At 44.0% G+C, this 16,810-nt stretch carries 14 protein-coding genes; 6 read left to right on the forward strand and 8 right to left on the reverse strand.

Going from position 1 to position 16,810, the window contains the following annotated elements; all coding sequences use genetic code 11:
- Positions 1 to 3 precede the first annotated feature (3 nt).
- The 3 genes from metE to L0M85_RS04385 form a co-directional block, all read right to left on the reverse strand.
- Positions 4 to 2,253: a 5-methyltetrahydropteroyltriglutamate--homocysteine S-methyltransferase gene (metE, locus tag L0M85_RS04375; RefSeq protein ID WP_238656540.1), complete on the reverse strand. Its 2,250-nt coding sequence runs from the start codon at positions 2,251 to 2,253 to the stop codon at positions 4 to 6.
- Positions 2,254 to 2,519: 266 nt separating this feature from the next.
- Positions 2,520 to 4,133 (reverse strand): alpha-glucosidase, encoded by a 1,614-nt coding sequence (locus L0M85_RS04380; protein ID WP_238656541.1) that lies wholly within the window; start codon positions 4,131 to 4,133, stop codon positions 2,520 to 2,522.
- 114 nt (positions 4,134 to 4,247) lie between these two features.
- The gene (locus L0M85_RS04385) at positions 4,248 to 5,288 is read right to left on the reverse strand and encodes an acyltransferase (RefSeq protein ID WP_238656542.1); all 1,041 of its coding nucleotides are present in this window, start codon (positions 5,286 to 5,288) and stop codon (positions 4,248 to 4,250) included.
- 120 nt (positions 5,289 to 5,408) lie between these two features.
- On the opposite strand from L0M85_RS04385, the gene pabB reads away from it, so the two are divergent.
- The 5 genes from pabB (at position 5,409) to L0M85_RS04410 (ending at position 9,941) form a co-directional block, all read left to right on the forward strand.
- A complete protein-coding gene (gene pabB / locus L0M85_RS04390) occupies positions 5,409 to 7,139 on the forward strand; it encodes an aminodeoxychorismate synthase component I (RefSeq protein ID WP_238656543.1) in 1,731 nt (576 codons plus the stop codon).
- Positions 7,136 to 7,750 (forward strand): alpha/beta hydrolase, encoded by a 615-nt coding sequence (locus L0M85_RS04395; protein WP_238656544.1) that lies wholly within the window; start codon positions 7,136 to 7,138, stop codon positions 7,748 to 7,750. The genes pabB and L0M85_RS04395 overlap by 4 nt, the downstream gene beginning before the upstream one ends.
- A gap of 274 nt (positions 7,751 to 8,024) precedes the next feature.
- Complete coding sequence (locus L0M85_RS04400; protein ID WP_006595653.1) at positions 8,025 to 8,210, forward strand: hypothetical protein; 186 nt, start codon at positions 8,025 to 8,027, stop codon at positions 8,208 to 8,210.
- 12 nt (positions 8,211 to 8,222) lie between these two features.
- Positions 8,223 to 9,131 carry an ATP-binding cassette domain-containing protein gene (locus L0M85_RS04405; RefSeq protein WP_238656545.1) on the forward strand — a complete coding sequence of 303 codons (909 nt, stop codon included), beginning with the start codon at positions 8,223 to 8,225 and terminating at the stop codon, positions 9,129 to 9,131.
- A gap of 57 nt (positions 9,132 to 9,188) precedes the next feature.
- Positions 9,189 to 9,941, forward strand: coding sequence for an ABC transporter permease (locus L0M85_RS04410; protein WP_238656546.1), 753 nt, complete (start codon positions 9,189 to 9,191; stop codon positions 9,939 to 9,941).
- A gap of 20 nt (positions 9,942 to 9,961) precedes the next feature.
- Here the strand turns inward: L0M85_RS04410 and L0M85_RS04415 are convergent, their stop codons facing one another.
- Both L0M85_RS04415 and L0M85_RS04420 read right to left on the reverse strand, forming a co-directional pair.
- Positions 9,962 to 10,849 carry a HAMP domain-containing sensor histidine kinase gene (locus L0M85_RS04415; RefSeq protein ID WP_238656547.1) on the reverse strand — a complete coding sequence of 296 codons (888 nt, stop codon included), beginning with the start codon at positions 10,847 to 10,849 and terminating at the stop codon, positions 9,962 to 9,964.
- Positions 10,849 to 11,538, reverse strand: a complete 690-nt coding sequence (locus L0M85_RS04420) for a response regulator transcription factor (protein ID WP_061564321.1) — start codon at positions 11,536 to 11,538, stop codon at positions 10,849 to 10,851. Before L0M85_RS04420 ends, L0M85_RS04415 begins: the two co-directional genes overlap by 1 nt.
- Before the next feature lie 202 nt (positions 11,539 to 11,740).
- Here L0M85_RS04420 and L0M85_RS04425 point away from each other — a divergent pair, with 202 nt between their 5' ends.
- On the forward strand, positions 11,741 to 12,274 hold the full coding sequence (locus L0M85_RS04425) for a hypothetical protein (RefSeq protein WP_061564322.1): 534 nt from the start codon (positions 11,741 to 11,743) through the stop codon (positions 12,272 to 12,274).
- 114 nt (positions 12,275 to 12,388) lie between these two features.
- On the opposite strand, the gene L0M85_RS04430 is transcribed toward L0M85_RS04425, so the two are convergent.
- The 3 genes from L0M85_RS04430 to spxB form a co-directional block, all read right to left on the reverse strand.
- On the reverse strand, positions 12,389 to 13,828 hold the full coding sequence (locus tag L0M85_RS04430; protein WP_238656548.1) for a 6-phospho-beta-glucosidase: 1,440 nt from the start codon (positions 13,826 to 13,828) through the stop codon (positions 12,389 to 12,391).
- Between the two features lie 525 nt (positions 13,829 to 14,353).
- A complete protein-coding gene (locus L0M85_RS04435; protein ID WP_238656549.1) occupies positions 14,354 to 14,701 on the reverse strand; it encodes a VOC family protein in 348 nt (115 codons plus the stop codon).
- Positions 14,702 to 14,855: 154 nt separating this feature from the next.
- The gene (gene spxB, locus L0M85_RS04440) at positions 14,856 to 16,631 is read right to left on the reverse strand and encodes a pyruvate oxidase (protein ID WP_227038209.1); all 1,776 of its coding nucleotides are present in this window, start codon (positions 16,629 to 16,631) and stop codon (positions 14,856 to 14,858) included.
- Positions 16,632 to 16,810 lie beyond the last annotated feature (179 nt).

Genomic DNA, 16,810 nt, shown 5'->3' on the forward strand with positions numbered 1-16,810 from the left:
GCTTTATAGCGCTTTACGAGCAGCTTTTGCCGCTTCTACAAGACGGATCAAGCTTTCTTTTGTTTCTTTAATTCCACGTGTTTTCAAACCACAGTCAGGGTTGATCCAAACTTTTCTGCTTGGTACTTTGGCAAGGATAGCTTCGATAGTGTGATCGATTTCGCCTTCGTTAGGCACACGAGGTGAGTGGATATCGTAAACCCCAGGTCCAACTTCTGTTTGGAAGTTTTTCGCTTTGAGTTCGTCCAAGATTTCAAGGTTTGAACGGCTTGCCTCAAATGAGATGACGTCTGCATCCATGTTGTCGATGGCTGGGATAATATCTGTAAATTCTGAGTAACACATGTGCGTGTGGATTTGTGTGTCTGGTGCTACTGTTGAATGTACCAAACGGAAGGCTGGAATAGCCCAGTCAAGGTAGTCTTCGTACCAGTCACTACGACGAAGTGGCAATTTCTCACGAAGAGCAGCCTCGTCGATTTGGATAATCTTCACGCCTGCAGCTTCAAGGTCAAGAACTTCATCCTTGATAGCAAGAGCGATTTGAAGAGTAGAATCCTTGATAGAGATGTCTTCACGTGGGAATGACCAGTTAAGGATGGTAACAGGTCCAGTCAACATCCCTTTAACAGGTTTGTCCGTACGGCTTTGTGCGTAGCTAGACCATTTAACAGTGATTGGGTTAAGACGAGTGACATCACCCCAGATGATTGGTGGTTTAACCCCGCGCATACCATATGATTGTACCCAACCATTCTTAGAGAAGAGGTAACCGGACAAGTTTTGACCGAAGTACTCAACCATGTCATTACGCTCGAATTCACCGTGTACAAGCACGTCAAATCCAACTTCTTCTTGCCATTTGATCCATTCGTCGATAGTTTCAGCAAGGAAGGCATCGTATTCTTCTTGTGACAATTCACCCTTACGGAAAGCCAAACGTTTCGCACGAACTTCCTTGGTTTGAGGGAATGAACCGATCGTTGTTGTTGGAAGGGCTGGAAGTTTGAAGGCATCTTCTTGGATAGCTTCACGTTCTGCAAAGGCTGGCAAACGAGTGTAGTCTGCATCAGTCAATCCAGCGATACGCGCACGAAGCTCCGCATTTGCTCCGACACGTTCTGTCGCAAAGAGTTCTTTGTTTGCTGCAAGAGCTTCTTCACCTTGACCATTGCGGATAGCATCCAAGTCACGAAGTTCTTCCAATTTTTCAACAGCAAAGGCAAAGTGATTCAAGATAGCTGGTTCAAAGTCTTCATTGGCAGTTGTAAATGGCACATGAAGCAGTGAGCATGAGCTAGTCAAAACGATGTTTTCAGCTGGTACTTGTTTCAAGATTTCCAAGCTTGCTTCGTAGTTGTTGCGCCAGATGTTCTTACCATTGACAATCCCTGCATAAAGAGTCTTGTCAGCTGGGAAGCCACCTTTAACGAGTTCAAGAGTTTTCTTCCCTTCAACGAAGTCCAAACCAATCGCATCTACTGGCAAATTCACAAGGTCAGCGTAGATGTCACGTACATCACCAAAGTAAGTTTGGATCAGAACCTCAAGACCTTTCTTGTCAGCCAAGAGCTTGTTGTAGAGGTTCAAGAAGAGCGCTTTTTCTTCAGCTGATAAATCTTTAACAAGAGCAGCTTCATCCAATTGAATACGAGTTGCACCAAGCTCAGCCAATTTAGCAAAAACATCTTGGTAAGCAGCCACTAAGCTATCAACGAAGTCTTCTGCCTTCACGCCTTCTTCGAAGTCTGATAATTGAAGGAAAGTGAATGGTCCAACCACAACTGGACGAGTGTCAAGACCCAAGTCTTTCGCTTCTTGGTACTCATCAAAAATCTTGTGACCAGCCAATTTGACTTCTGTTGTTTTTTCAAATTTTGGAACAATGTAGTGGTAGTTGGTGTTGAACCATTTCTTCATTGGAAGGGCACGCACATCCCCTTTTTCTCCTTGGTAACCACGCGCCAAAGCGAAGTAGCGTTCAAGGTCAGACAAGTCCAAGTTTTGAACCGATACAGGAACCACGTTGAAGAGGAAAGCAGCATCGAGGAAGTTGTCATAGTGAGAAAAGTCATTTGATGGGATTTCAGTAATGCCTTTTTCTTTGACAATGTTCCAGTGTTTGGCACGCAATTCTTTTGCAGCATCCAACAAATCTTCAGCTGTAATTTCGTTTCTAAAATATTTCTCAGTTGTAAATTTTAGTTCGCGGAATTCACCCAAACGAGGGAATCCGATGATTGTAGTTGACATGTTTTGTCCTCCAAAAATTCAAGTTGAGTCTATCTTATCAGAAGAAGCCCCTTCTGTATAATTGCTTTTCAATGGTTTATGGTATAGCCAGAAGCTATAACCTTATAGATCAAGGGTTTCCGCCTCTTGCCATTGACCAGAACTAATAGTCCTTATAAAAAATAACTATATGGCTTCTACCAGACAGACTGAGCCCCCTCCCATTGGACAGACCTCGTCCCCTCTAAAACAAAAAAAGAAGCTATACGCTTCTTTTTTGTAGGAACTTATGCTCTAGTCAATTGCACACAAAAAGCATCCCAAGGTTCCAATACTTTTGTCTGTTTGACCTGCTCTACATTGGTATTGCTAATGAGGACCTCCTCATAGTCTTGCTCCAGTTTAAAGCTCTGGACTTGACTAGACAAATTGACCACAATCAAATAGCGTTGATTCCCATCTACTCGTTGGTAGGCAAAGACCTGATCTGCTGTATCCAGTAGTTCAAAGTCGGCAGAGATCAACCAATCTTGCTCCTTACGGAGGGCAACCAATCGTTGGTAGGTATAAAAAATGGATGAGGGATCAGCCAAAGCCGCTTCCACATTGATTTCCTGATAGTTTGGATTAACAGCTAGCCAAGGGTGACCGGTTGTAAAACCAGCCTGTGGCTGCTTGGACCACTGCATCGGAGTCCGAGCATTGTCCCGGCCAATATGTCGGATCTGGTCCATAATGGTGTCTAGCTCCACTCCCTTTTCTAAGCTTTCCTTGGCGTAGTTAATAGACTCAATATCTTCGATTTCGTCTAGGCTCTTAAAAGGATAGTTGGTCATGCCAATTTCTTCCCCCTGGTAGATATAAGGTGTCCCTCTCATCAAATGAAGAAGAATGGCTAGGGCCTTAGCGGACTTCACCCGATAGACTTGGTCATCTCCCCAGGCAGAAACAATCCGAGGGAGGTCATGGTTATTCCAAAAGAGAGAGTTCCAGCCTTCGTCCATGCCCAGCTCCGTCTGCCACTTGTTAAATATTTCTTTCAACTTAGGAACATTGAGCTTCTTCGCAAAGTGCCATTTGGGCTGGCCTTCCTGGAAGAGAAGCCCGATGTGTTCAAATTGAAAGACCATTGACAATTCTTCATTATCAGGACCAGAGTATTGCTTGGCAATCTCAGGTGTCGCTCCCCAGGTCTCCCCGACCGTTAACAAATCCTTATCCCCGAAAGTCGCTCGATTCATTTCTTTCAGATAAGGGTGGAGCATGGGACCATTGGCTACGATCTTCTGATCAGGAATTTTCCCAATCATGTCGATGACATCCATTCGAAAACCACCGATCCCCTTGCCGATCCAAAAGTTCATCATGTCATAAATCTTCTGCCGAAGGGTCTCATTTTCCCAATTCAGGTCCGGTTGCTTCTTACTAAAGAAGTGCAAATAATACTGCTGGGAAGCTGGATCAAATTCCCAAGCTGAACCACTGAAGGTAGAGACAAGATCATTAGGTTGGTCCCTCCAAATATAGTAGTCTCGCTCTGGACTGTTTGGATTTTCCTTGGCCTCGATGAACCAAGCATGCTCATCAGACGTATGGTTAACCACCAAATCCATGATGATTTTAATACCGCGCTTTTGCCCCTCCGCAATCAATGTTTCCATATCTTCCATGGTACCAAAGATGGAAGCAATATCCTCGTAATCGGAAATATCATAGCCATTATCATCCATAGGGCTTTGGTAGACAGGGGACAGCCAAATAGCTGTAATGCCTAACTTCTCCAAATAATCCAGCTTACTGATAATCCCCTTGAGGTCACCGATTCCATCCCCATTGCTATCTAAAAAGCTCTTGGGATAGATTTGATAAATCACGGCATCATGCCACCATTTTTTCTTCATGCGCTTCTCCTTTTTGATTTCACTTGTAATCCCTTACATCATAACCAAACTTGAAAAGAATTGCAACCCTCAGCTGACCTATCAGTCTTCCTTAAAATAAAAAAGAAAGTCTCTTTAGAGACCTTCCTTTTCAAGACTGCCATTCTTCTTTTCTTTTTGCCAAGAGTGATAAGAAAGCATGACCAATCCAAAGAGGTGACTTCCCAACAAGGCCGTCACAAAAATCAACTTGCCCCTGTCTGGATAAGAAAGCGGGAGATTACTAAAGCCATAGCGAGCCCATTCGATAAAGATCGGATGCGAAAAATAAAGCGCCATGCTCACCTGCTTTAAGTACTGCAAATCATAGCTTTTCAAAAAGGACGATCGCAGACAAGCATTAACCAAATAGACCGTCACAAAGGGAAGGAGCAAGTAAAAGTTCTTATCGATTCCTTCATGTTGAAAAATGATGATGCCTTCCATACAGAACAAGCCAAAGGCGAGAGATAGCTTTTCCCAACGGTGAACCCTAAAGGTTTGTGCATGAAAATGATCATAGAGATAGTAACCCATAAAGATAAAAATGGGCGTGTAAAAGAGACCATTTCGAGCTGTAAAAAATAAATTGCTGTAGAGCTGGTAACCCTCGAGAAGACTCGTGGTGTCCAGATAAGCTGAATAGGTCTCGATCAAGCCCCAGCAGTAAAGAAGAAAGGTGATCACCCCCGTCCAAACCATACCTAAGCGTTTGACCAATTGATTGACCAAAAACAGGCCCAGCAAAAAGGCAGGGATATACCAGAGTTGGTAACACATTCCCAGATAGAGCAGAGCAATCAGAACGCCTGCTGGAAAGAGATAGACAGGGAGATGGAGACTAGAAAAAAAGACCCAGGCATAGGGAAGATAGACACAACTCCAAAATAAATAGGTTTTTACGATTTTGACCAGGTAGGCCTTCATTTTCCTTGCATCTCTTAGTGATGGCTTGAGGAAAAAGCTGGCACAGACGATAAAAAATGGCACCGCTAGCCGTCCAAGGATACTCTTGAGACCAAAATGCACCGGCTCATAGGAAGTTAAGCGACCACTATGCACCAAAATCACTGCAATCGCAAAGAGGTATTGAAAAAGACTAATACTGGAAGTGTTATAGAGGGAATTCTTTTTCATTGTCCTACTCCTTCGCCAAATGCAGATTCTATGGTTATTTTAGCATGAAAGAGAGGACCAAGCAAGGAATCCTTGCCTCCTTATCTACCTTTTTTCCTATATTTTTGATATACTCAAAGCATGCACAAACAAACGATTATTGATTTTAAAGAGCTTGGATTGCGACACATTTTCACCAAGCCGCTAAAGGAATTAAAAACAAGAGATCTCGACCAAGTAGAGACTCTTCTGAGAGAGGCGGAAGCCTATCAGGAGACTGGTTATTATGCCGTAGGCTATGTCAGCTATGAAGCCGCTCCTGCTTTTGAGAAAAAATTAGCCGTCCACCCAGCACCACTCATGGGAGAGTATCTCCTCTATTTCACCATCCACGAGAAAGTAGAAACCCTTCCTTTCCCAGAGGACTACGAGGCAGTGGATCTTCCAGCCAATTGGCAGGAAGAGGTAGAGGCGCCTGCTTATCGAAAAGCTATCGAGACCATCCAGCACCACATCCGTCAAGGGGATACCTATCAGGTCAACTACACCGTCCAGCTTTCTCAAGAGCTAGAGGCTGATCCTTTGGCCATCTACAATCGCTTGGTAGTAGAACAGAAGGCCCATTACAATGCCTTCATCCAGCACGATGATGTGGCCATCCTCTCCATCAGTCCTGAGCTCTTTTTTGAACAAGATGACAGGCTACTAACCACCCGCCCTATGAAGGGGACGACTCGTCGTGGTCTCACTAGCCAAGCCGACCTCAAGGAAGCCGCTTGGCTAGAAGCCGATCCCAAAAATCGAGCAGAAAACATGATGATTGTGGATCTCCTCCGCAATGACATGAACCGGATTTCGGAAATTGGAAGTGAGCAGGTGACCCATCTCTGCCAGGTTGAGCAATACTCTACTGTTTGGCAGATGACCTCGACCATTGAAAGTCGCTTACGTCCCGAAGTCGACCTAGTCCAAACCTTCCAGGCCCTCTTTCCTTGCGGTTCCATTACAGGGGCACCGAAGATTTCCACTATGGAAATTATTCAACAGACAGAGGTTGCTCCTCGTGGCGTCTACTGTGGAACGATCGGTATCCTTCTTCCAAAAGGTAAACGAATTTTTAATGTGGCCATCCGAACCCTCCAAATGCAGGGGAAGCAAGCCATCTATGGCGTAGGTGGAGGCATCACTTGGGACAGCAAATGGGAAAGTGAATACCAAGAGACCAAGCAAAAGTCTGCTGTTCTCTACCGACAAGAGCCTCGCTTTGAGCTCCTGACGACCGGCCGCATCCACCAAGGAGAGCTGACCTTCCTGGAGCAACACCTGACCCGTTTGAGAGAGGCCAGCCGCTACTTTGCCTACCCTTATGATGAGCCAAAACTCCTGAAGGAACTTCAAGAAGAGCTTGCTCGTTTGGATTCCAACCTTGACTATCGTTGCCGCATTGCCTTGCAAAAAAACGGAACCGCCCAGCTAGAGATCACAGAACTAACAGACTTGCCAGCTAGCTATCTGCAGGCTCAACTGACCGAGCAAAAGTTTGATTTAGCGAAGCCATTTACTTATTTTAAGACTAGCCAGCGAGCTCATCTAGCAGCTAAAGATCACGAGCAGATCTTCTATCTTCCTGATGGCAGCTTGCTAGAGACGACCATCGGAAATCTCATCCTAGAGATTGACGGCAAGCGCTATACTCCTCCAGCTCACCTCCCTATCCTCGACGGGATTTACCGCCGCCATCTCTTAGAAACTGGACAAGTAGAAGAAAAACTGTTAACGCTGAAGGATTTAGAAGTCGCTGACCAAGTCTATGCCTGCAATGCCCTGCGTGGCCTCTATCCACTCGATTTCACTAGAGAGGAATCAGAATGAAACTTATTTTTTTACATGGCCTAGGTCAGGATGCTCACTCTTGGCAAGGGGTCCAAGATGCACTTTCCCCCTTGCAATCTGAATCTTTCGCTATTTTCTCCCATCCAAGCGAAAGCTACCAAGAGGCCAAAGAAAGATTGACGGAGCACCTCCAGCAAGAAAGCGAGCCCTTTATTCTGGTAGGACTCTCACTGGGAGGCGTTCTCGCTCTTGATCTCTCCAGCCGAGACTTGCAACAACTCAAGTGCTTGGTGCTTTCAGGGACGCAATACAAACTCAACACCAATCTCCTCTATAGGCTCCAAATTCTCCTTTTTCGTCTGCTTCCCAAGCGTGTCTTTGAAAAGCAGGGGGCCAATAAACAACAGATGCTTCAAATCTTGACCGAATTAAAAAGTCTCAATTTAACCGATACCGTTAAAGCTTGCCCTCTTCCTAGCTTGGTTGTTTGTGGTAGCAAAGATTGGGTCAATCAATCTTCTTCTAAAAAATTGGCCAAGCTCCTGCCAAAAGGCCGCTATCAAGAAATCGCAAACGGAGGCCATCTACTCAATACTCAGAAACCCCATGAACTCGCACAAGCTATCAAAGAGTTTGTCGCTGGGTTTTAATAGGAACAGAGGCTGGGCATAAAGTGTCCAGTCTCTTATATATGATAGTTATAACTGCAATACGCAGTAGCTGATTGGCATCTTTGTTCGCCTTTTAAGCTCCAAAGATGACCTAATCAGCCTTGCGGGGGTGGGACAACGAACGATTTTTAGTCAAAATTCGTTCTGTCCCACTCCCGTTTTTTTAGAAATATTTTAGAATTGCTTGATAGTTATTTGAAAAGCAAGCTGTATACTAAGAGTGTAAAGAAAATAACCAAGAAGGAGTTCACTTATGAAAAAGAAACTAATGATTGTCGCCATCGCCTCTATCATTGCTCTTAGCGTCTGGAGCCTCGTACATAACGATTTTAACTTTGAGGTCACATTCAACGATAGTCAAACAAATTTTATAGAGCATAGCTACGAGCATGAAGCCTACGGAATCGTTTTCGATTTGCTAGAAAATAAGCTGTACTAAGGAGAAGAAGCCATGGAAAAAGTATTAGAAATTAAACACTTGACCAAAAAATTCGGTCAACAATACGCCCTTAATGATGTGAATCTCACCATTCGCAAAGGCGACGTCTACGGCCTCATCGGTAAGAATGGAGCTGGGAAAACCACCCTCATCAAGGTCATCACCCAGCTGATTCAAGAAACTGACGGAAGTGTCTCTCTCTTTGCTTCTTCAAATCGCTCCCAGTGGACGAAAGCCCTGAAACGGGTTGGTTCCGTCATTGAAAGTCCCGTGGCCCACAAGCATATGACCGCCTATCAAAACCTGGTCTACTATTGCAAGGCTCGCCATATCCCCAACCCTGATCAGGTCATCAAAGAAACCTTGAACTATGTTGGCCTGAATAATACGGGTAAGAAGAAATTCCGCGATTTTTCACTGGGGATGAAACAACGGTTGGGAATTGCGATTGCTCTCATTGCCAAACCCGACTTCCTCATTCTGGACGAACCCATCAATGGCCTAGATCCTGTCGGGATCAAAGAATTCCGTCAGATGATCAAGCGCCTCAATGATGAACTCGGCATGACCATCCTTATTTCCAGTCACATCCTGTCCGAACTTTATCTGGTTGCCAATCGCTTTGGTATTGTCGACCAAGGACGCCTGATCAAAGAAATTAGCAAGGCTGAATTCGAAGAACAAGGCGAAGACTACATCATCTTCAAGACCAGCCAGCTAGCCCTTGCGAGTCAACTGATTCAAGATCAACTCCATCACCGTATCAAAGTCATCGATAAGGATGGAGAAATCCATATTTTCGGACAGACTCACGATATTAAAGTCATTGTCAAAGCGCTCGTTCAAGCAGATATTGATGTGGACGAAATCTACTATGCCCGCCAAGATCTGGAAAAATTCTTTACGGACTTGGTAGACTAGTCAAAACACCGTCTTCCTGTATTACTTATCCCACATATTTCATTTAGGAGATTTATCATGTTGCATACCATTCAAGCAGATTTTTACAGACTTTTTCGCTCTAAAGGTTTTTGGATTACAGAAGCCCTTCTCGTTCTCAATATCGTGTCTGGAGTCATCTTTGGAGCTACCGGCCATCTCGGTATCAATACGGAATCCAAATTACCCCAAGCGACCGAAGTTTGGACAGGCTTTAAAGCTTTGATCAACTACTCTGGGAGCATCAGTATGACCATCTTTTTTACCATTATTGTCATCACCTTAGTCCTAGGAACGGACTTAACACAAAACTTATACAAGAATAGTCTGGCCTATGGCGTTTCGCGCACCAGCTACTACTTTGCCAAAAGTGCAGTCGTCCTGACCATTGCTCTCTTCCAATTTCTCGTTTCTTATGGTCTCGTCTTCTTGACCGAGATCCTCTACAATGGACTTGGCACCATGCCAGAGCACTTCCTTGCTCATTTTGGACTAACCGTGCTGATTCAGTTTCTTTCCACCCTGGCTTGGGTCAGTATCATTTCCTTCCTCCTTTATGCCAGCCAATCCATCACCTTGGCCTTCGTTGGCTACTTCATTGGAAATATCTTCTTAGGCCTTCCAGCTCTCTTCTTTAAAGAGATTGACATTCTCCACTATCTAAACTTGGAATTCCAATATTCCATGGTACAGAGCACAACCGCAACGAACTATACCCTCTCTATCGCCCTTGGTTTCATCCTTGTTTTCGGATTCCTGGGACTAGCTACTTTCAAACACAAAGATTTATAACAAAAAGGCTTGAGCGATGCTCAAGCTTTTTTTCTTAGTGTAATGGTCAAAACAAACCAATCTGCCTCTGTTGCCAGTTGCAAGTCGCCCCCTAAGATCTCTACAAAATTTTGAATAATGTAGAGACCCAAGCCAGAAGACTCTTCTGTATCCGACAGATTTTCTGAGTAGAAGCGACTAGCCAACTGGTCTAAGTGCTGGATCGGTTGTTGCACAATATTGCGCAGCTCGATCCGAATCGTGTCCTCATCCGACATCAAGGTCAAACGGGCCTGATCCTTCCCATGCTTGAGGACATTGCTGAGCATATTTTGCAAGAGGCGCTCCCAAAGCTCAGGATCGGTCGCATAATGAAGATGCTCTTCTAGCTCCACCTCTAAGGCAATCCCCGCCTCGGACAAGCTGTCATAATACTGGAACAACTGCTGGGTCAGGACTTGGCTGAGATTAACGTCTGTAAGCCGAGGCTTAATAGCTCCCTCCATCAAGCGTCTGTATTCCAAGAGAGATTCCAAGCGTTTTGAGACGACTTGAAGATTGGAAGCAATTTTCTTCAGCTTTTCCTCTTCCTGCGTCCCACCCTTGATGATTTGTTGGGTATAGCCCGATGCAATGGTCAAAGGCGTCCGGATATCATGAGCAATATTACTGATGGCCATATCCAAGGTCTTTTTCTCTTGAAAGGCAATCCGATTGGTCCGCTCGATCTGATCAAAGAGATCACTGACCTGCTTGGTCAAGGCGACCATTTCTTTTTTTGAAACACGTGACGTTAACCGCACCCCACTCCCATTTTGGAGCTTCTTTTGAATCTGCTCCTGCAAATCTTTGAGAGCAGAGAGTAGGCGAAGGTAGCCAAGTCCCAAGAGAAGGACAAGGACGACTAGAATTAGAACCAATCCCCACATTACTTGTCTCCTTTCAAGCGAACACCCAAGCCCCAGACGGTTTCAATATAGTCCTCATCTGGATCAAGCTGGGCAATTTTCTTTCGAAGATTGCTTAATTGAGCATTGAGGGTATTGTCTCCTGGCAGATAGACCTCTTCCCAGACCGCCTCATACAATTCTTCCTTGGTAAAAATCTTCTTTGGATGCACCAGTAAGGTCTCAAAAATTTGAAATTCTTTTTTGCCCAAACGAATCGTCTGTTCTCCGGACTCCAGTTCAAAGGTTTCTGGATTTAAGACCAAATTCTTAAAGGATAGCTTTTGCGACGCTTGAGCTTCCTGTGCTACCGTCGTTTGATTTCTCAACTGCACCGTCACCCGAGCCGCCACTTCGTCCAGATTAAAGGGCTTGACAATATAATCATTGGCACCTGCAAGGAGATACTGGCTAATGAGGTGTTTGTCTCCAAGAGCGGTCATCATGATAACCGGTGTCTGACTCTGCAAACGGATCTCCTCAAGGACCTGGTCGCCATTTTTCCCAGGAAGCATGATATCCAGAAGAACCAAATCAACGGCTTCTTGCTGGAAAAGCCGCAGCCCTTCTGTACCTGAAAAAGCCTGAAGGACCTCATGATCTTCACTTAAGAGACTGTATAAAATTTCTTGGATATCATTATTATCCTCGATTAATAAAATCCGTGCCACTTGCCTCGCTCCTTTTTTCTTTTCTTGCGAAATCAGTTCTATTCCCCTAGCCTATCAAATAAAGGGACCTTCGTCAATGAAAATCTGATAAATTCTATTGTCTCCAGGTAGATTTGCATGTTAGGTCATTACAGGATGAACTTGACTATCCTTTCTTTCAAAGGGTATAATGGGACCAATGACACAATAGGGAGACTCATCTATGAAAAATCATGCTAAAACTAAAATCAGTCTTGTATCCATCCTTGTCATCCTGGGTGTTGCTGCAAGAATGATGCGAGTCATCCACCGACACCAAATCAGGGAGCAAAACAAACAAACCATCCAAACGACTAATAAGGTTGCTGAGTTTCAGAAAACACTAGACGAGGAAGAAACGAAGAAACGTAACGAAACCTTCAACAAGATTTATAACGAATCCCTTGTTCGGACAAAATTTGAGAACTGGCAAAAAGTCGATGAACTTCATGGTTTGGGACAAAGAGCTGGGCAATTTTATATCTATAACTTTGAAAAAAAAGAAGAGATTCTCTTAGAGAATACAGATCAAGCATTTGTTCTACCCATTCGAGACAAGAGCAATAACGTCACATTTCAGGCTATCTTTGCCCACAAGGACGGTCAGTGGCACATCATGAAGCCAGACGGAAGTTCGCAGTTGCAACTAGGAGCAGCCAACATTTCCGCTGAATCTAAGTTTGTCATCGAGAACAATGTCTTAGATTACGACCAGTAAATCCGTAAGTACTTGGCTAAACTACATACAAAAAGCTTAGGACCCCAGCTTGAAATTGGGATTCTAAGCTTTTTCGTTTATAGGAGAGAATCGGCCAGCAAGGACCGAAAACTTTTATTCAACAGAAGCCCCATTGGTCGCAATGACTTTTTTGTACCAATAGAAGGATTTCTTACGGGAGCGCTCCAAGCTTCCCTTGCCTTCGTTGTCTCGGTCGACATAGATAAAGCCGTAGCGTTTCTTCATTTCTCCTGTCCCGGCAGAGACCAGGTCAATACAGCCCCAAGTTGTATAGCCCCAGAGGACAACGCCATCTTCATGAATAGCATCCCGCATGGCCTTGATGTGGGCTGCGAGGTAGTCAATCCGGTAATCATCCTCAATCTCCCCGGCTTCATTTGGAGTATCAATGGCGCCTAGTCCATTTTCTACAATAAACAGGGGTTTTTGATAACGATCCCAGATGGTGTTGAGGGTAATGCGGAGACCAAGAGGGTCAATCTGCCAACCCCATTCTGAGCTTTCTAGGTAGGGATTCTTCAGAGAAGCAAAGATATTGCCCGCTGTTTTTTCCCTTTCAGCTGGATCCCCTGAAGCGACCCGACTGGCATAGTAGGAGAAGGAAATAAAGTCAACTGTATGGTCTTTCAACAATTGAAGGTCATGCTCGGTCATCTCGACCGTGATACCCTGACGCTCCCACTCTTTCTTGGCATAGTTAGGGTATTCCCCACGCGCCTGCACATCGATAAAGAAATAGTTCTTGCGGTCTTCTTCTAGACCAGCCCAGACATCTCGCGGAGCACAGGTATGCGGATAGTTTTGCCCAGCTGCCAACATACAGCCAACCTTATTGTTAGGATCAATCTCATGGGCTAGCTTGGTAGCAATGGCTGAAGCGACCAACTCATGGTGAGCCGCCTGGTATTTGACTTGCTCCTCATTCTCCCCTTCTTCAAAGCAGAGACCCGCTCCCATAAATGGCGCATGAAGGATCATATTGATTTCATTGAAGGTCAGCCAGTATTTGACCAAGCCCTTGTAGCGAGTGAAGAGGGTCCGGCAGAGACGTTCATAACATTCCAACATCTTGCGACTACGCCAACCTCCATACTCAGCAATCAAATGCATGGGACAGTCAAAGTGGGTAATGGTCACCAAGGGTTCAATGCCATACTTATGGCACTCCTTAAAGAGGTCTTCATAGAACTGTAGACCTGCTTCATTTGGCTCCAGTTCATCCCCTTTAGGGAAAATCCGAGACCAGGCAATGGACAAGCGATAGGTTTTAAAGCCCATTTCCCCAAAGAGCGCAATGTCTTCCTTGTAGCGATGGTACATATCAATGCCATCCTTAGCCGGATAAAAATAGCCCTCTTTAAAGTCGAACATCTTTTTCTGACCCGTAATAATGGCGTGACGATCAGGACCAATCGGTACCACATCCACATTGGCCAAGCCACGGCCATCTTCATTATAAGCTCCCTCACACTGGTTAGCAGCCGTCGCCCCACCCCAAAGAAAACCATCTGGAAATTGAAGTTTATCGGTCATCTCTCTACCTCACTTGATTTGATAGTTCTATTATATCCCTCTTTAACCCGAAAGTCTTACAACATCCTAGGAAAAACTGATACTATTCTAAGGTATCTAACACACTCATACAAGAAAACAGATCGGACGAATCCGATCTGTTAAAATGCATACTCTTTTGCCAAATATAATATTTGGCTTTCTTAAATCTAATAAATTCTGTTAAATATAGAAAAATTTTATTCGTTAGAATTATTCAATCATCTACTGAAACTTTCCGCCGTGAGAAAAGTGCTTGAAACACGATTGTTTCTGGCACTCGGGAGTTTTGAAACTTTAGGTTCAAAACTAAGTCATGGAACTTCCTGGATTGCTGAAATCATCCACTGGATAATTTCACCTAACGTCCGTACTCACCTAAGGAAAGTTTCAAAGAAGATTTTGTCTTTAATAAAAAAGACCGGATGGCTCCGATCTTTTCTATAGTTCATTTTCTCAAATTCTAATTTAAGAATAGCTAAGGTTGACGTTAAATGACCACGCCTCCTATTTCATACGATAAAAATCAATCACTAGACCTGCTGGACCACTTACTAGCAGGGATTCGGTTCCCCAATCAGTTACAGCTAGACCATTTAAAACCTGGATACCAAGATCATTCAACCGTTGGTAGTTCTGCTCTACATCCTCAACTTCAACGTGAAGAATGATTCCTGACTGGAAATTTTCCAAAGGTATCAAATGGTTTTGGGATAACATGAGACAGTGACTGCCAATCGTGAACTGAGCAAAACTGTCGTCAACATAATCGGCTTTTTTATCAAAAATACGCTCCAAGTCGGCACATACTTGGGTAACATTTGAAACGATGATATCTAATTGATTTAAATTCATTTACTATCCTCCAGAAAAAGACCGGATTGCTCCGATCTTTTCAAGTTCTGCTCTAAGAAAATCAAAGTATAAACAAGGCATCGAACCGCAGACAGTACTGGAGTACGGCAAGGTGAAGATAACGCAGTTTACATTTGATTTTCGACGAGCAGGATTATTTGATTGCGCGTGATTGCAACCCTTCTTCTTCCAAGAAGAGGCGGAATGGTACAAGCTCTTCAGCTTCGTATTTTTCCTTGAAGGCTTTGATTGCTTCTTCTGAGTGTTGTTTTGGATCCAACTCAAGTACTTCTACTGGAAGTGGACGATGTGGAGTGATGTGAGCATCGATCACAACAGTTTTACCTTCTTTGTTCAATTTAACAGCTTCTGCAACAACTGCATCGATGTCTTCGATACGGTCAACTGTAAATCCTACAGCACCTTGCGCTTCAGCGATTTTCGCATAGTCAGCATTAGGGAAGTCACAACCAAACAAGTGTTTGTTTGTGTCTTCGTATTTGTCCTTGATGAAGGCATATTTACCATTTGAGAAGACAACATTGATAACTGGAAGGTCGTATTGAACGTTTGTGATCACGTCTGGGTAGCACATGTTGAATGCACCGTCACCCATGATGTTCCATACTTGGCGATCTGGATTGTCTTTCTTAGCAGCGATACCACCAGGAAGGGCAATACCCATTGTCGCAAAGAGTGGAGATGTACGCCACATGTTCTTAGGTGTCATGTGAAGGTGACGAGTAGATGTTTGAGTAGTGTCACCTACGTCGATTGAGTAGATAGCGTCTTGATCAGCATGTTTGTTGATTGCATTGTAAACTTGATACAATTGCAATTCACCCTCAGTTTTACCTTCGAGTTTGTTCATGTAATCACGCCAGTTTTGGTTGTTCTTCACGTTTGCACGCCACCATGGAGTAGACTCAACTGGGTTCACTTTGTCAAGGATAGCTTTCGCTGCTTGACCTGCGTCACCAAGGATTGAAGCGTCAAGGGCGTGACGTTTGCCAAGTTTGTAAGGGTCAATATCCACTTGGATGAATTTTTCAGTATTCTTGAATGCTTCGTAAACTTCAGCAAATGGGAAGTTTGAACCAAGGAAAAGAACTGTGTCTGCTTCAAAGACCACTTCGTTGGCTGGTTTCCAACCAACACGGTAAGCAGAACCTGTCAATCCTTCGTAGTTCCATTCAAAGGCTTCAAAGTTTTTACCAGTTGTGATGATTGGTGCTTTGATTTTACGTGACAATTCAGTAATCACTTCACCAGCTTTAACACCACCGTAACCAGCGTAGATCACTGGACGTTCAGCATTGTTCAAGATTTCAACAGCTTTGTCGATTTCAAATTCGTTCAAAGCTGGAGCGATGAATGAACGCTCATATGAACCTGATCCATAGTATGAGTTTTCGTCGATTTCTTGGAAACCGAAGTTTACTGGGATTTCAACAACAGCTGGGCCTTTTTTAGAAACGGCAGCACGGCAAGCTTCGTCAATCACTTTTGGCAATTGCTCAGCGTAAGCTACACGTTTGTTGTAAACAGCGATACCGTTGTACATTGGGTTTTGGTTCAATTCTTGGAAGGCATCCATGTTCAATTCGTTAACTGGACGTGATCCAAGGATAGCAAGGAATGGAGTGTTATCCATAGCTGCATCGTAAACACCGTTGATCAAGTGAGTTGCACCAGGTCCACCTGAACCAACTGCAACACCGATAGATCCGCCAAATTTAGCTTGCATAACCGCTGCAAGAGCACCTGTTTCTTCGTGGCGAACTTGCAAGAAACGGATATCTTTGTCTTCAGCCAAAGCGTCCATTAATGAGCTAAGTGTTCCTGATGGGATACCGTAGATAGTATCTACGCCCCATGTTTTCAATACGTTGAGCATTGCTGCAGATGCAGTAATTTTCCCTTGAGTCATAATGATAACTCTCCTTCAATAAAATAATTGTCAGTCTTTGAACTGAATTCGACAAAGAGTGAAAACGTTTCAAATAACTTTACTATATCAATTTATCACGTTTTATTGCCCTTGTATAAGAATATGCTCACTAAACACCTGGAACTATTACATAACACAAAGCAAAAATCTGTTCTGTT

The organism is Streptococcus sp. DFI.7.26, from assembly GCF_022240605.1.
In the GTDB taxonomy this organism is placed as follows: domain Bacteria; phylum Bacillota; class Bacilli; order Lactobacillales; family Streptococcaceae; genus Streptococcus; species Streptococcus xiaochunlingii.

Bases quoted from the DNA above. Each gene is read 5' to 3' on its own strand.
- L0M85_RS04400 (WP_006595653.1), top strand. From the start codon at position 8,025: ATGAAAAAGAAACTAATGATTGTCGCCATCGCCTCTATCATTGCTCTT.
- L0M85_RS04380 (WP_238656541.1), bottom strand. From the start codon at position 4,133: ATGAAGAAAAAATGGTGGCATGATGCCGTGATTTATCAAATCTATCCC.
- L0M85_RS04405 (WP_238656545.1), top strand. From the start codon at position 8,223: ATGGAAAAAGTATTAGAAATTAAACACTTGACCAAAAAATTCGGTCAA.
- L0M85_RS04410 (WP_238656546.1), top strand. From the start codon at position 9,189: ATGTTGCATACCATTCAAGCAGATTTTTACAGACTTTTTCGCTCTAAA.
- L0M85_RS04415 (WP_238656547.1), bottom strand. From the start codon at position 10,849: ATGTGGGGATTGGTTCTAATTCTAGTCGTCCTTGTCCTTCTCTTGGGA.
- spxB (WP_227038209.1), bottom strand. From the start codon at position 16,631: ATGACTCAAGGGAAAATTACTGCATCTGCAGCAATGCTCAACGTATTG.
- L0M85_RS04385 (WP_238656542.1), bottom strand. From the start codon at position 5,288: ATGAAAAAGAATTCCCTCTATAACACTTCCAGTATTAGTCTTTTTCAA.
- metE (WP_238656540.1), bottom strand. From the start codon at position 2,253: ATGTCAACTACAATCATCGGATTCCCTCGTTTGGGTGAATTCCGCGAA.
- L0M85_RS04395 (WP_238656544.1), top strand. From the start codon at position 7,136: ATGAAACTTATTTTTTTACATGGCCTAGGTCAGGATGCTCACTCTTGG.
- L0M85_RS04425 (WP_061564322.1), top strand. From the start codon at position 11,741: ATGAAAAATCATGCTAAAACTAAAATCAGTCTTGTATCCATCCTTGTC.
- L0M85_RS04430 (WP_238656548.1), bottom strand. From the start codon at position 13,828: ATGACCGATAAACTTCAATTTCCAGATGGTTTTCTTTGGGGTGGGGCG.
- L0M85_RS04435 (WP_238656549.1), bottom strand. From the start codon at position 14,701: ATGAATTTAAATCAATTAGATATCATCGTTTCAAATGTTACCCAAGTA.
- pabB (WP_238656543.1), top strand. From the start codon at position 5,409: ATGCACAAACAAACGATTATTGATTTTAAAGAGCTTGGATTGCGACAC.